The sequence below is a fragment of the Micrococcus cohnii genome, assembly GCF_014205175.1.
In the GTDB taxonomy this organism is placed as follows: Bacteria; Actinomycetota; Actinomycetes; order Actinomycetales; family Micrococcaceae; genus Micrococcus; species Micrococcus cohnii.
Genome location: NZ_JACHNA010000001.1, coordinates 355,677 through 370,007, shown reverse-complemented (window position 1 = coordinate 370,007; position 14,331 = coordinate 355,677). Strand labels below are relative to the sequence as shown.

At 71.7% G+C, this 14,331-nt stretch carries 12 protein-coding genes; all 12 read right to left on the bottom strand.

Annotation, left to right across the window (positions count from 1 at the left end; all coding sequences use genetic code 11):
- Window positions 1-18: 18 nt before the first annotated feature.
- Window positions 19-1,005: a transcription termination factor NusA gene (gene nusA, locus HDA30_RS01730; protein WP_158495563.1), complete on the bottom strand. Its 987-nt coding sequence runs from the start codon at window positions 1,003-1,005 to the stop codon at window positions 19-21.
- On the bottom strand, window positions 1,006-1,611 hold the full coding sequence (locus HDA30_RS01725; RefSeq protein WP_288817862.1) for a ribosome maturation factor RimP: 606 nt from the start codon (window positions 1,609-1,611) through the stop codon (window positions 1,006-1,008).
- Window positions 1,612-1,744: 133 nt separating this feature from the next.
- Window positions 1,745-3,577, bottom strand: a complete 1,833-nt coding sequence (locus HDA30_RS01720) for a proline--tRNA ligase (RefSeq protein ID WP_184240925.1) — start codon at window positions 3,575-3,577, stop codon at window positions 1,745-1,747.
- Between the two features lie 184 nt (window positions 3,578-3,761).
- A complete protein-coding gene (locus tag HDA30_RS01715; RefSeq protein WP_184240924.1) occupies window positions 3,762-4,541 on the bottom strand; it encodes a sensor domain-containing protein in 780 nt (259 codons plus the stop codon).
- A 173-nt stretch (window positions 4,542-4,714) separates the two neighbouring features.
- Entirely contained in the window at window positions 4,715-5,587 is an 873-nt protein-coding gene (locus tag HDA30_RS01710) for a GNAT family N-acetyltransferase (RefSeq protein ID WP_262337672.1), read from the bottom strand.
- A 13-nt stretch (window positions 5,588-5,600) separates the two neighbouring features.
- A complete protein-coding gene (gene ispG / locus HDA30_RS01705) occupies window positions 5,601-6,752 on the bottom strand; it encodes a flavodoxin-dependent (E)-4-hydroxy-3-methylbut-2-enyl-diphosphate synthase (RefSeq protein ID WP_184242255.1) in 1,152 nt (383 codons plus the stop codon).
- A gap of 153 nt (window positions 6,753-6,905) precedes the next feature.
- The gene (locus HDA30_RS01700) at window positions 6,906-8,258 is read right to left on the bottom strand and encodes a M50 family metallopeptidase (RefSeq protein WP_184242253.1); all 1,353 of its coding nucleotides are present in this window, start codon (window positions 8,256-8,258) and stop codon (window positions 6,906-6,908) included.
- Window positions 8,259-8,260: 2 nt separating this feature from the next.
- The gene (gene dxr / locus HDA30_RS01695; RefSeq protein ID WP_184240923.1) at window positions 8,261-9,502 is read right to left on the bottom strand and encodes a 1-deoxy-D-xylulose-5-phosphate reductoisomerase; all 1,242 of its coding nucleotides are present in this window, start codon (window positions 9,500-9,502) and stop codon (window positions 8,261-8,263) included.
- A 108-nt stretch (window positions 9,503-9,610) separates the two neighbouring features.
- Window positions 9,611-10,507 carry an HpcH/HpaI aldolase/citrate lyase family protein gene (locus HDA30_RS01690; protein ID WP_184240922.1) on the bottom strand — a complete coding sequence of 299 codons (897 nt, stop codon included), beginning with the start codon at window positions 10,505-10,507 and terminating at the stop codon, window positions 9,611-9,613.
- Window positions 10,504-11,040, bottom strand: a complete 537-nt coding sequence (locus HDA30_RS01685) for a MaoC family dehydratase (RefSeq protein WP_262337670.1) — start codon at window positions 11,038-11,040, stop codon at window positions 10,504-10,506. The genes HDA30_RS01690 and HDA30_RS01685 overlap by 4 nt, the downstream gene beginning before the upstream one ends.
- 7 nt (window positions 11,041-11,047) lie before the next feature.
- Window positions 11,048-12,235, bottom strand: coding sequence for an acyl-CoA dehydrogenase family protein (locus HDA30_RS01680; protein WP_184240921.1), 1,188 nt, complete (start codon window positions 12,233-12,235; stop codon window positions 11,048-11,050).
- Window positions 12,236-12,327: 92 nt separating this feature from the next.
- Window positions 12,328-14,328: an ATP-binding protein gene (locus tag HDA30_RS01675; protein ID WP_184240920.1), complete on the bottom strand. Its 2,001-nt coding sequence runs from the start codon at window positions 14,326-14,328 to the stop codon at window positions 12,328-12,330.
- Between the last annotated feature and the right edge of the window lie 3 nt (window positions 14,329-14,331).

Sequence of the window (14,331 nt, the reverse complement as noted above, 5' to 3'; positions counted from 1 at the left end):
TGCCGGGGCGCGGGGACGTCATCCCTCGGTCTGCGGGGCCTGCGACCCCTCCCCCACGATGTCGATCCGCCACCCCGTGAGCTTTGCGGCCAGGCGGGCGTTCTGCCCCTCCTTGCCGATCGCCAGAGACAGCTGATCCTGGGGCACCGTGACGCGCGCCGAGTGGTTGGCCTCATCGACGATCTCGACCGCGGTGACGCTCGCCGGCGAGAGGGCGTGCGTGATCATCGTGGCCGGATCGTCCGAGTGGTCGACGATGTCGATCTTCTCGTCGTTGAGCTCGGTCATGACGGCGCGCACGCGCGTGCCCATCTCTCCGATCGCCGACCCCTTGGCCTTGATGCCGGGCCGCTTGGCGCGCACGGCCATCTTCGTCCGGTGGCCCGCCTCGCGCGCCAGCGAGGTGATCTCGACCGAGCCGTCGGCGATCTCCGGCACCTCGAGCTCGAAGAGTTTGCGGACCAGACCCGGGTGGGTGCGCGAGAGCGTGATCGACGGGCCCTTGGCGCCTCGGGTCGCGGACACCACGAAGGCGCGTAGGCGCCGACCGTGGCTGTAGTCCTCGCCCGGCGCCTGCTCGGACGGCGGAAGTACGGCCTCGATCGTGCCCAGGTTCACCTGGATCATGTGCGGGTTGTTGCCCTGCTGGATCTGGCCGGAGACGAGCTCGCCTTCCTTGCCGCGGAACTCACCGAGGACCTTCTCGTCGTCGACGTCGCGCAGGCGCTGCACGATGATCTGGCGAGCCGTGGCGGCGGCGACGCGACCGAAGTCGTTCGGGGTGTCGTCGAACTCGCCGACGGCGGTGCCGTCCTCGTCGATCTCGGTGGCCCAGATCGTCACGCGACCCGTCTTCTGGTCGAGCTCGGCGCGAGCGCGCTTCACGGCGCCGGGCACCCGGTGATAAGCGGTCAGCAGGGCCTGCTCGATCGTCGGGATCAGCTTCAAGAGAGGAACGTCGCGTTCCTTCTCCAGCATGCGCAGTGCGCTCATGTCGATATCCACTTAGGCCTCCGTGGTCTCGTGCGTGCCGGCGGCGTCCTCGCTCTCCGGCTCGTCCTGCTGACGGGTCCCCCACTCTACCTGGACGACCGCCGGTCCCAGGCGGTCATAGGCGTGGGCGACCGGCGCCGCCTCCTTCGCCGGCATGCCCTTCTTCGCACCGGGCCGGTGCACGGCGAGCTCGACCTGCTCCTGCCCGGCGGACACGATGCGCGCGAGCACCGGCTCGGCCCCGTCGACGGCGACCTCGACGAGCCGCCCGAGATTCCGGGCGAAGTGCCGCGGCAGCGTCAGCGGGCGCTCCACGCCCGCACTGGAGACCTCGAGCAGGTACTCGCCCGAGCCGACGCCGGGCACCTCGTCACCGAGAGCGTCGAGGGCCTCGGACACCCTGCCGGTGGCCTGTTCGATCGCCTCCATGTCGACACCCTCGGTGCCGCGAGCCCGATCGAGGCTCACCTGCAGCGTGGGCGTCCGGCTCGCGCCGGTGACGCGGACCTGCTCGACGAGCAGGCCCAGATCGGCGACCGCGTCGTCGACGACGGACCGCAGTCGGTCCGATTCGGGGCCGGCGGGGCGAACGTCACGGTCAGGACGTGAAGTGTGCACGGGAGCGCTCCTGGACGGGTCGAGTGCGTCGGTCGGCTCGGCGTCCCTGCCGGGTCCGGTCCCCGTCGTCGACGACGACGGATCAGCTGGATACTGTACCGGCGGCCGAGCACGCGGCGCCGCCTCCACGCGTTCAGGCGTCGGAACCGGAACCGGCCACGGCGGCGCGCACCTCGTCGACGATCTGGGCGACCGGGACCTCGCGCGCCCGACCTGTGGCACGGTCCTTGAACTCGACGGTCCCCTCGGCCAGGCCCCGACCGACCACGACGCTGGTCGGCACACCGATCAGCTCGGCGTCCTTGAACTTCACGCCCGGGCTGACCTTCGCACGGTCGTCGAGCAGCACGCGCGCCCCCGCGTCCTCCAGCTCGCCGGTGAGCTGATCCGCGTAGGCCGCGGCGTCCTCCCCCTTGGCGGCGACGACCACGTGCACATCGGCCGGGGCGACCGCGCGGGGCCACACCAGGCCCTTCTCATCGTGGTAGCGCTCGGCGATGGCCGCGAGCGCGCGGGTCACCCCGATCCCGTAGGAGCCCATCGTGACGACGACCTGTTTGCCGTTCGCGTCGAGCACCTTCAGGCCGAGCGCCTCGGCGTACTTGCGGCCGAGCTGGAAGATGTGGCCCATCTCCACGCCGCGCCGGGCCGTCAGCGGGCCCGAACCGTCCGGAGCCTCGTCCCCGTCGATCACGCTCGTCGCCTCGACCACGCCGTCCCAGCCGAAGTCGCGTCCGGCGACGAGGCCGAACACGTGCCGCTGGTCGGCATTGGCCCCCGTGATCCACGCGGTGCCGACCGCCACGCGCGGGTCGACGAACAGCGGCAGCCCGGTGACGGAGTCCTCCGCGCCGAGCACCGTGCGCTCGCCGTCGGCCCCCGCGCCGGGGCCGATGTACCCGCGCACGAGTGCGGGGTGACGCTTCAGATCGGCCTCGGTCGCCGCCTCGAGACGCGGCTCGCCCGAGACGCCGAGGGCCGCGCCGATGCTCGCCTCGAGACGCTTGAGGTCGACCTCACGGTCGCCGGGGACCGCCACGACGAACTGCCGCCGCTGTCCGCCGTCGAGGACGGCGGTCAGGACGACGCATTTCAGGGTGTCGGCCGCGGTCCAGGTCCCCGACTCGCGCGGGGCCACCTGGTTGGCGACGTCCACCAGCGCCGCGATCGTCTCGGCGCCGGCGGTGTCCTTCACCTGCGGGGCCGGCAGGGCCGCGATCGCTTCATCGGAGAGCGGCTCGGGAGCGACCGTCGTGACGGCCTCGACGTTGGCGCGGTAGCCGCCCGGGGACTCGACGTAGGTGTCTTCGCCGATCGGCGAGGGGTGCAGGAACTCCTCGGACCGGGAGCCGCCCATCGCCCCGGAGGTCGCGGCCACGGGGACGACGTCGAGCCCGAGCCGTTCGAAGATGCGCAGGTATGCCTCGCGATGCGCCTCATAGGCACGGGCGAGGCCCTCGTCGTCGACGGAGAAGGAGTACGAGTCCTTCATCACGAAGGCGCGGCCGCGCAGAAGTCCCGCGCGGGGACGGGCCTCATCCCGGTACTTGGTCTGGATCTGGTAGAGCGTGGCGGGCAGGTCTTTGTACGACGAGAAGTGGTCCTTCGCCAGCAGCGTGAACATCTCCTCATGCGTGGGGGCCAGCAGGTAGTCGTTCTCCTTGCGATCCTGCAGACGGAACAGGCCGTCCCCGTACTCGTCCCAGCGACCTGTCGCCTCATAGGGCTCGCGCGGCAGCAGCGCCGGGAAGTGGACCTCCTGGCTTCCGATGGCCTCCATCTCCTCCCGGACGACAGCCTCGACGCGAGCGAGGACCTTCAGGCCCAGCGGCAGCCACGTGTAGATGCCCGGGGCCGCACGCCGGATGTAGCCGGCCCGGACCAGCAGCTTATGGCTGGCGACCTCGGCCTCGGCCGGATCGTCTCGGAGCGTCCGCAGGAACAGTGTGGACATGCGCATGGCCATGGGGCCTCCTCGGGTGGAGCGGGACGGGCTCGGCCGCGCCGCGCCGGTCGTGACGGACAGCCGCGGCCGACGCACCGACCCCCACGTCGCCTCGTCCGGCCTCGGGGTCGGCGCGTCGGCCGCGCCTCAAGCTTCGTGCGCGATCCTACCTCTCACGCGGCCGGGGACCGATCCGGCCTGCGCCTCACGAGGCGACGGCCTCCATCACCTGCGTCGCCATCCGGTCGCGCTCGGCGTGATCGTCCTGCGCGGAGCGCTGCGCGCGACGGCCGTAGAGGGACACCTCGCCGATCACATCGTCCTCGCGAACATAGAGCGTGGTGGTGTCGACCGGGAGCAGGCCGTCCTGGGACACCGCGTGACCGCGGATCGCCAGTCCCTCGCGTCCGTCGACACGCACGGTAGACACCTCGTACTCCCACGTCCCCGAGGCCCCGCTGTGGTCCTGGAAGCGGAACCGCGCGCACAGGGACATCACGCTCGTCGCCTCCTCCAGGACCTCGGCGGCGACGTCGGCGTCGGCGTATCGCACCGCCGAGAGGACGGCTGCCCCGCCCTGGTCGCTGTGCTGACCGATGATCGCGTCCTGCGCCTTCGGCGCCATCACCGAGGACGCCATGTTGGTCATGGGCGCGCACGAGGCGGGCACGGTGTGCATGGGCTGCGCATCGCTGAAGCGTTCGTTCTCTTCCTCGAAGTTGTCCGGAGGCAGCACCCGCGAACCCTCACCGAGGATTCGGGAGAAGTCGTCCTGCGCCCGCGCATGCAGGGAGTCGCCGCTCGGCCGGGACGCGGACCCGGCAGTCGAGCCGGAGCCCGCGGTCGAGGACGAAGCGGACGCCTCACCGGACCCCGATGCCGACCGGGCCTGCTCCTCGGCGGGCCCGCACGCGACCAGACCCACGAGGACGGCACCGAGCACGGAGGGAAGCACCAGGCGCTTCACGGGTGCGGTCAACTCCACGGGGCGGCTCCTGAGTGTCTGGCGCGGGGTCGGGTGCGAGCGCCGAGAGCGGCACCCGAAACCCGCCGAGTATAGGCGACTGCGACAGTCGATGAACGACTGGCACACTATTCATGACACAGCATGACGACACATCAGTCTACGCTTTCACACAGGGTGTGCGCGAGTCGACATCAGTACAGGACCGTGGCGAACGTGCCGACACGCGTGAATCCCGCCCGCAGATAGGAACGCAGCGCCGCCGTGTTGTACGCGTTCACATAGAGGCTCACGAGCGGGGCGAGACGACGGGCGGCGTCGACCACCGAAGCCGTCGCCGGGGCGGCCCTGCCCTGCCCGCGCAGATGCGGCGGGATCCACACGCCCTGGATCTGGACGCAGGCCGGTGAGACGACCCCCAGGTCCGCTTTGAACCGCACCGGCTCGACGACGCTGGGCTCGGAAACCCGGTCGATGAGCACCCGGCCGAGCTGCACGAGCCGACGCACGCGCTCGCGGTAGGCCTCGGCCCCCGCGCGCAGCGGCGAGACGCCGAGCTCCTCGGTGAACATGGCGACCGATGCCGCGAGCACCGCGTCGTAGTCGGAGGGCACCGCCGGCACGACGGCGTCGTCACGGCAGATCGACGGTTCACCGGCCACCAGCAGGGGCTGCTCGGCTCGTAGGGAGCGTGGCCGGTGGCCTGCCTCACGCAGCCGCTGTTCGATCGCCGCCACATGCGCGGCCGGCCCGTACAGCGAGCCGAACCGTCGGCGCAGCGCGGCCACGGCCGCCCCCAGTTCGGGCGCGGGGGGCTCGTCCGTCGCGGCGGGGACGACGTTCGAGCCGACCCAGGCCGCCTGGTGCAGCGGATCGCCCGGGCCGGAGCCGGGGTCACCCACTCCGAGGAAGAGCGTGCCGCCCGAGCCGCCACGCGGCCCGGCCAACCGCCCGCCGTGCAGCAGCGAGGCGAGGTAGGCGTTAGCGACCGGATGGGCGTCGACCAGCGCCGTTAGCGCCGACGTGTCCGCGTCCGTGAGCACCCGCACGCGGCCGGCGCCGGCCACGCGGACCGCCTCGTCAGTGGACCGAGACCGTCGGGGTGCCGGCTGCGTCACCGCCATCGCCGTCGACCTCCATGCCCATCTCCTCGGCGATGCGGGTGGCCTCCTCGATGAGCGTCTCCACGATCTGGTCCTCGGGCACGGTGCGGATCACCTCGCCCTTGACGAAGATCTGGCCCTTGCCGTTGCCCGAGGCCACACCGAGGTCCGCCTCACGCGCTTCGCCCGGACCGTTGACGACGCAGCCCATCACGGCCACGCGCAGCGGCACCGTGACGTCCTTGAGGCCCTCGGTGACCTCGTCGGCGAGCTTGTAGACGTCCACCTGGGCTCGGCCGCACGACGGGCAGGAGACGATCTCGAGCTTGCGCTCGCGCAGGTTCAGCGACTGCAGGATCTGCAGACCGACCTTGACCTCCTCGACGGGCGGGGCGGAGAGGGACACACGGATCGTGTCGCCGATGCCCTGGCCCAGCAGATAGCCGAATGCGCTGGCCGACTTGATGGTGCCCTGGAACGCCGGACCGGCCTCCGTGACACCGAGGTGCAGCGGCCAGTCGCCCTCCTGCGCGAGCAGCTCGTAGGCACGGGCCATGATCACCGGGTCGTTGTGCTTGACGGAGATCTTGAAGTCCCGGAAGCCGTGCTCCTCGAACAGCGAGGCCTCCCAGACGGCCGATTCGACGAGCGCCTCGGGGGTGGCCTTGCCATACTTCTCCAGCAGGCGCTTGTCGAGCGATCCGGCATTGACGCCGATGCGGATGGACGTGCCGGTCTCCGAGGCCGCCTGGGCGATCTCCTTGACCTGATCGTCGAACCTGCGGATGTTGCCCGGGTTGACGCGCACGGCACCGCAGCCGGCCTCGATCGCAGCGAAGACGTACTTGGGCTGGAAGTGGATATCCGCGATCACCGGGATCGTCGACTGCTGCGCGATGACCTTGAGCGCGTCGGCGTCCTTGTCCGTCGGGCAGGCCACGCGCACGATGTCGCAGCCAGCGGCCGTCAGCTCGGCGATCTGCTGCAGGGTGGCGCCGATATCGTGCGTCTTGGTGGTCGTCATCGACTGGACCGACACCGGGCTCTGCGAGCCGACGCCCACGGAGCCCACCGTGATCTGCCGGGTCGGCCGGCGCTTGGCCAGGGTCGGCGGCGGGGCGGACGGCATTCCGAGGCTCACGGGCACGTCAGGTTCTCCTTGGTGTTGCGGATGGCAGGGGCGACCGTCGGCGCCGAGTCGAACCCCGCGCCGTGGACGTCTGCCCATCCTAGGACGCCGAGGACGGCGCGGGCACCGCATCGAGCACGACGTCCGAGCACGTCAGAACACCCGGATCGGCTCCACCAGGTCCGCCACGATCAGCAGCAGGCCCATGCCGAGCATCGCGGCGCCGACAACGTAGGTGAGCGGCATCATGGTGGCCAGGTCGAAGGGACCCGGGTCCGGGCGGCCCCGCAGTCGGGCCCACCACCGCCGCAGCTGCTCGAACAGCGCCCCGGCGACGTGCCCGCCGTCCAGCGGCAGCAGCGGGATCAGGTTGAACACCATCAGCGCGACGTTCACCCCGGCGAGCAGGGAGAGCAGCATGGCCGCCTTGTCCGACAGCGCGACGTCGTCCAGGGCCGCGGCCTCTCCGGCGATCCGCCCCACGCCCACCACGGACATGGGGCCGTTCGGGTCACGCTCGGCCGGCGTGACGACCGCGACCGCGGTGTCCCACAGGCGCTGCGGGAGCACGGTGACGACGTCGACGACGCCCGAGACCTGCCGACCCACAACGCCCACCGCGTCGGCCGGCGTGCCGCGCACGTTCTGGATCTGCGATCCCATGCCGATGAAGCCGACGTGCTCGGTCTGCGCGGAGCCGTCCGGCGCCCGCTCCGGCTGGCCAAGGGCGTCGGTGACGGGCCGCTCCGTCAGCCGCGGGGTGATCTCCCCGTGCATGCGGCGCCCGTCGCGCTCCCACGTGATCGCGGTCTGCTGCCCGGCCCGGTCGCGGATCGCCGCGGACAGCTCGTCCCACTCCTGCATCGCACGTCCGTCGAAGGCGACGATCCGGTCCCCCGGACGCAGCCCTGCCTCATGGGCCGGGGCGGCCGGGTCCGAGTCTCGGCACCGGTCCTCATCGTCCGGGCGCTGGGCCTGCTCCTGAGCCGAGACGACGCAGCGGAAGACCTCTCCGACGGTCGTGGTCGGGGTGGCCGTGCCGAGCGTGGTGACCAGCAGGACCGTCAGGCCCAGAGCGATCAGCAGATTCATGAACGGCCCGCCGAGCATGATCACGACGCGCTTCCACACGGGCAGCTGAATGAACTGGCGCCCCTCGTCCTCGGGCCCGAGCTCCTCGGCGGCGCCGACCCGCGCGGTGTGCGCCAGGTCGTCCATCTGCTGCAGCAGCCCCGTCGACGCGGTCCGGGCCGGCCTGCCCTCGCGGGGCGGGGGCAGCATTCCGACCATGGAGACGTAGCCGCCCAGCGGGATCGCCTTCAGCCCGTATTCGGTCTCCCCGCGCCGCCAGGAGACCAGGGTCGCGCCGAACCCCACCATGTATTGCGTGACGCGCACGCCGAACAGTTTCGCGGGCACCAGATGGCCCACCTCGTGCAGGGCGATCGACGCCGCGATGCCCAGCGCCATCGCGAGCACGCCGGCCACGAACCAGAGCAGCTCCATGCTCACCACCGGGACCGGACCGTCTCACGGGCCCAGGACTCGGCGGCCAGCACGGCCTCCACGGTGAGCTCACCCGGGGCCTGGCCGGCGGAGAGCAGCACGACGGCCGGGTCGTAGTCCTCCACGACGTCTCGGACCGTCTCGACGATCTGGTCGAACCGGATCCGGCCGTCGTGAAAGGCGTCGACGGCCTCCTCGTTGGCCGCGTTGAACACGGCCATATGCGTGTCCGAGGCCGCACACGCCGCCTTGGCCAGGGAAACAGCCCCGAAAACCTGCTCGTTGAGGGGCTCGAACGTCCACTGCGTCGCCTGCGTCCAGTCGCAGCCGGGGACCGCTCCGGGGACGCGATCCGGCCAGCCGAGGCCGAGAGCGATGGGCAGGCGCATGTCCGGCGGAGAGACCTGCGCGAGGGTCGAGCCGTCGACGAACTCGACCATCGAGTGCACGACGGACTGCGGGTGCACGACCACGTCGATCCGGTCAAGGGGCACATCGAACAGCAGGTGCGCTTCGATCACCTCGAGCGCCTTGTTGACCAGGGACGCGGAGTTGGTCGTCACGACGCGGCCCATGTCCCAGGTCGGGTGCGCGAGGGCCTGCGCGGGAGTGACCTGCCGCAGGCGCTCAGCGGTGGCCCCGCGGAACGGACCGCCCGAGGCGGTGACCACGAGTCGGGAGACCTCCTCGGCACGGCCGCCCGCCAGGGCCTGGGCCAGCGCGGAGTGCTCCGAGTCGACCGGGACGATCTGCCCGGGGGCGGCGGCCGCCTTCACGAGCGCCCCGCCGACGATGAGCGACTCCTTGTTGGCCAGGGCCAGGCGGTGCCCGGCACGCAGGGCGGCGAGGGTGGGCCGCAGGCCGATCGAGCCGGTCATGCCGTTCAAGACGGTGTCGGCCGTCGGCCACGCGGCGATGAGCTCGGCGGCATCGGGGCCGGTGACGATCTGCGGCTCGGGCGTCGGGACACCCGCCTCGGCCGCAGCGGCGGCGAGCGCGGCACGCACCTGCGTCTCGGAGGCGGTGGCCACGCCGACGGCCTCGGGGGCGAAGGCGATCGTCTGCCGGGCGAGCAGGTGGACGTTGGCGCCCGCCGCGAGCGCCACGACCTCAAACCGGTCGGGGGCCGCGGCGATGACCTCCAGTCCCTGGGTGCCGATCGAACCGGTGGACCCGAGCAGCACCACGCGGCGTGCAGCGTCGGACGACGTCGTCGAAGGGTTCTGGGTGCTCACCCGGCACATCCTACGTAAGCAGCCACGGGCCCGGCGTGGACATCCACGCCGGGCCGCTCGTGCGGTGCCCCGCTCGGCGCAAGAGCCGAAGACCGCGTCGGGAGCGCCTCCCCGCTCTCATCCCTGGTCGACGGCGTCGGCACGGCGCAGGGTGATCCGTGCCTGCGCGAGGACGACCTCGTCGACCATGGCGCCTTCGAACGAGAACGCCCCGGGGTGGCGCTGCGCCTCGGCCAGCAGGGTGCGGGCTCGGTCGACCGCCTCCGATTCGGGCCGGTACGCCTCGCGGATCACCGGCACCTGCCCCGGGTGCAGACACACCGTTGCGGCGCAGCCGACCGCGGCGGCGTCCCGTGCCTCCGCGGCCAAGCCATCATGGTCCTTCAGGTCGAGAAACACGGCGTCCCACGCGGCGGCACCGTGGGCCGCCGCGGCCAGCAGCACGCTCGAGCGAGCATGCCGGACGACGTCCCGGTAGGTCCCGTCGGGCGTGCGCGAGCACGTGCCTCCCATCGATGCCACGAGGTCCTCGGCGCCCCACATCATCGCGACCACGCGCGGGTGTGCGGCGATCCTCGCCGACGCCACGATCCCGAGCGCGGTCTCGCACAGGGCCACGACGCGGGTGTGCGCACCGAGGCCGGCGACCACCGCGTCGACCTGCTCGGCCGACTCGGTCTTGGCCAGCATGACGGTCCGCCAGCCGGTCTGCGCCAGCATCGCAAGATCCTGCTCGTGCGCGGCCGTGCCCACCGGGTTGACCCGGACGACGACGCGCTCGGGGTCGAGCCCGCGCTGCTGTCGCTCGGCCCACGCGGCGACCACGGCCTCGCGCGCGGCGGGCCGGTCGGCCGGCGTGACCGCGTCCTCCAGGTCGAGGATCACCGCATCGGCCCGTTCGAGGCCCTTGGCGAAACGCTCGGGCCGATCTGCGGGCGTGAACATGATCGCCGGGCCCAGGTCGAGCGGGCCGGCCGGGCGGTACTCCGCCGCCGAACCGGTCTGAGCGCTCATGACCGCTCCCCCGCGTCGGCGCGGGCCTGCTCGTGCGCGGCCTTCGTCCACATCAGGCAGGTGCGTTGGGCACGGGCCACGACGTCGCCGTCCTGGTTGACGCCCGTCAGCGCAAAGGTGACGATCCGCTGCCCCGGCCGCGACGAGGACTCGCGGATCGCGGTGACCTGGGACGAGCCATACAGGGTGTCCCCGTGGAACACCGGCTTCGGGAAAGCGATCTCACCCAGGCCCAGCTGGGCCACGAGCGTGCCCTGCGTCGTCTGCCCCACGGAGAGGCCGACGAGCGTGGAGAGCGTCAGCATCGAGTTCACCAACGGCCGCCCGAACGGCTGCGTGGCGGCATAGGCGTGGTCCAGGTGCAGGGCCTGGGGGTTCATCGTCAACGTCGTGAACGCCACGTTGTCGGCCTCGGTGAGGGTGCGCCCGGGCCGGTGCAGATAGACCTGACCGACCTCGAGCTCGTCAGCGTAGCGACCGCGTTGCTCGATGTAGACGGTCGGCGGTGTGGAGCTCTGCTGTGCCTCTGCCACGGCCCGATCAGAGCCCCAGCTCGCGCGCGATCAGCATGAGCTGCACTTCGGTGGTGCCTTCGCCGACCTCGAGGATCTTCGAATCGCGGTAGTGGCGCGAGACGAGGGTCTCGTTCATGAAGCCGTATCCGCCGAAGACCTGGGTGGCGTCGCGGGCGTTGTCCATCGCGGCCTCCCCGGCGAGCATCTTGGCCATCGCGGCCTCGGTCTTGAACGGCTTGCCCGCGAGCATCTTCTGGGCGGCCTCGTAGTAGGCCAGGCGCGCGGCGTGCGCCCGGGCCTGCATGCGCGCGATCTTGAAGGAGATCGCCTGGTAGGAGCCGATGTTCTTGCCGAACGCGGTGCGGTTCCTCGCGTACTCGACCGATTCGTCGACGCAGCCCTGCGCAGCGCCGGTGGCCAGCGCGGCGATCGCGATGCGACCCTCGTCCAGGATCGCCAGGAAGTTCGCGAAGCCGCGGCCCCGCGTGCCCAGCAGGTTCTCCTCCGGCACGACGGCGTCGGAGAAGTGCAGCGGGTGCGTGTCGGAGGAGTTCCAGCCGACCTTGTTGTAGGCCTTGCCGGCGGAGAAGCCGGGGGTGTCGGTCGGGACGATGATGGTGGAGATCTCCTTGACGGGTGCGCCGTCGGGGCCGGTCTTGCCCTCGACGGTGCCGGTGACGGCGGTGGCCGTGACGAGCGAGGTGATGTCCGTGCCCGAGTTGGTGATGAACTCCTTGGCGCCGTTGACCCGCCAGTTCCCGTCCTCGAGCGTGGCGGTGGTCTGCGTGCCGCCGGCGTCCGAGCCCGCGCCGGGCTCGGTGAGGCCGAACCCGGCCAAGCTGCGGCCCGCGACGAGGTCCGGCAGCCACCGTTCCTTCTGCTCCTGTGTGCCGAACTTGTAGATCGGCATGGCGCCCAGGGAGACGCCGGCCTCCAGGGTGATGGCGACGGACTGGTTCACGCGGCCCAGCTGCTCGAGCGCGAGGGACAGGGCGAAGTAGTCGCCGCCCATGCCGCCGAACTCCTCGGAGAACGGCAGGCCGAACAGGCCCATCTCCCCCATCTGCTTCACGATCTCGTAGGGGAACTCGTGCTTCTCGTCGAGGTCGGCGGAGACGGGGGCGACGACCTCGTCGGCGAACTCACGGACGGTGTCCGAGAGCGCCTGGTACTCCTCGTCCAGGGCGGGCAGGGTGCGGTGCTTGGTGCTCATGGCAGGGGCTCCTTTCACTGGGCGCGGCGTCGGGCGCCGCGCTCGGGCGGTCGTGGTGGGATCGTGGTGGTGCTGGCTCGCGGTGGCAGGGGTCAGTCGGATGCCGGGTCCGGATCGATGGTGGCGATCACGGCGTCCGCCGAGGCGGAGTCTCCGACGGCGACGTGCACCGTGACGGTGCCGGCCATCGCCGCCGTGACGGGGTGCTCCATCTTCATCGCCTCGACGTCGGCCAGGTGGGTCCCGGCCTCGACCCGGTCACCGGTGGCGACGTGCACGGCGACGACCGTGCCGGGCATCGGCGTGCGCGCCTCGGGCGAGCCGGCTCCGTCGGGGGCGCGGCGGGCCGCGGCCGCCGCACGGGCGGCGGACAGCAGCTCGGAGCGGCTGAGGCGGTGCACGCGCCAGGTGACGCCGTCGCGCCGCACCCACGCGGTGCGCGGATCCCGGCGCGCGTCGAGGCGGACGTCCAGGTCGGACGCGGCCACGTCCGGATCATCGGCCGGCACGACGGAGTGGGTCTCGCCCCCGACTTCGAGGGTGAGCGCCGGGCTCGGTGCTCCGACCGCGCGCCACGCGTCGGCGGCATGCCAGGCGCCGACCCGCTCGGACGACGCGGATCGGTCGACCTCGGCTAGGCGAGCGGCCACGACCGCCAGCTGCGCCGCGGAGAGCGCCGGCGGCGACCAGGCGTCCATCTCGTCGATCATCGTCGTCGTCAGGGCGCCCTGGCGGACCGCGGGCAGAGCAGCCAGGTCACGCAGCCACGCCAGGTTGGCGGTGACCCCTGTCAGGACCGTTGTGGCGAGCGCGCCATCGAGTCGCTGCATGGCCTCGGTCCGGTCGACGCCGCAGGCGATGATCTTGGCGATCATGGGGTCGTAGAACCCCGTGATCGCGGGCTGTTCGTCGGGTGTGTCCGGGAAGAGCATCGCGTCCACCCGGACGCCCTCGCCGCGCGGCGGCTCCCAGGTGAGTACCTGCCCCGTGGAGGGAAGGAAGCCGTTCGCCGGGTCCTCGGCGTACACACGGGCTTCCAACGCATGACCCTCGAGGCCGACGTCGTCCTGAGTGAAACCGAGCTCTTGCCCCGCGGCGACGCGCACCTGCAGCTCGACGAAGTCCTGCCGCCGCCCGCGCACGCGCACCACCTCCTCGGAGACCGGATGCTCGACCTGCAGACGCGTGTTCATCTCCATGAAGAAGAACTCGTCGGGCCGGTCGTCGGAGACGAGGAACTCGACGGTGCCGGCCCCGACGTAGCCGACAGACCGGGCCGCATTCACGGCGGCCTGGCCGAGCCGGGCGCGCAGGGCCCCTCCCCCGTCGTCCATGGCGCTCAGCAGGGGTGCCGGCGCCTCCTCGATGACCTTCTGGTGCCGGCGCTGCAGTGAACACTCACGCTCGGCCAGGTGCACGACGGTGCCGTGGGCGTCAGCGAACACCTGGACCTCGATGTGCCGCGGCGACGTGATCAGCCGCTCGAGCAGGAGGGTGTCGTCACCGAACGCGCTGGCCGCAGTGCGGCGGGCCGAGGCGAGCGCCGCGGGCAGATCCGCCGCGGCGTGGACGGCCACCATGCCCTTGCCCCCGCCGCCGGCCGAGGGCTTGATCAGCAGGGGGAAGCCGACCTCGTCTGCCTGCGCGACCAGCTGTTCGTCGCTGAGGTTCGGGTCGGCGATGCCGGGCACGACGGGCACCTGGTGCGCGCTGACGGTCTCCTTCGCGCGGATCTTGTCCGCCATGGCGTCGAGCGAGGCCACCGGCGGGCCGATGAAGACGATGCCGGCGGCTTCGAGAGCACGGGCGAAGTCCGCGTTCTCGGAGAGGAAGCCGTATCCGGGGTGCACGGCCTGAGCACCGGCCCGCCGGGCCGCGTCGACGACCGCATCGATGTCCAGGTAGGACTCGCGAGCGGGGGCGGGTCCGAGCCGGACGGCCTCATCGGCGAGCCGGACGTGGCGGGCCTGCACGTCCGCGTCCGAGTACACGGCCACGGCCCGGATGCCGAGGCGTTGCACGGTCTGGATGACGCGCACCGCGATCTCGCCGCGGTTGGCCACCAGCACAGTGTCGAAGAGCTTCTCGGTCACGTC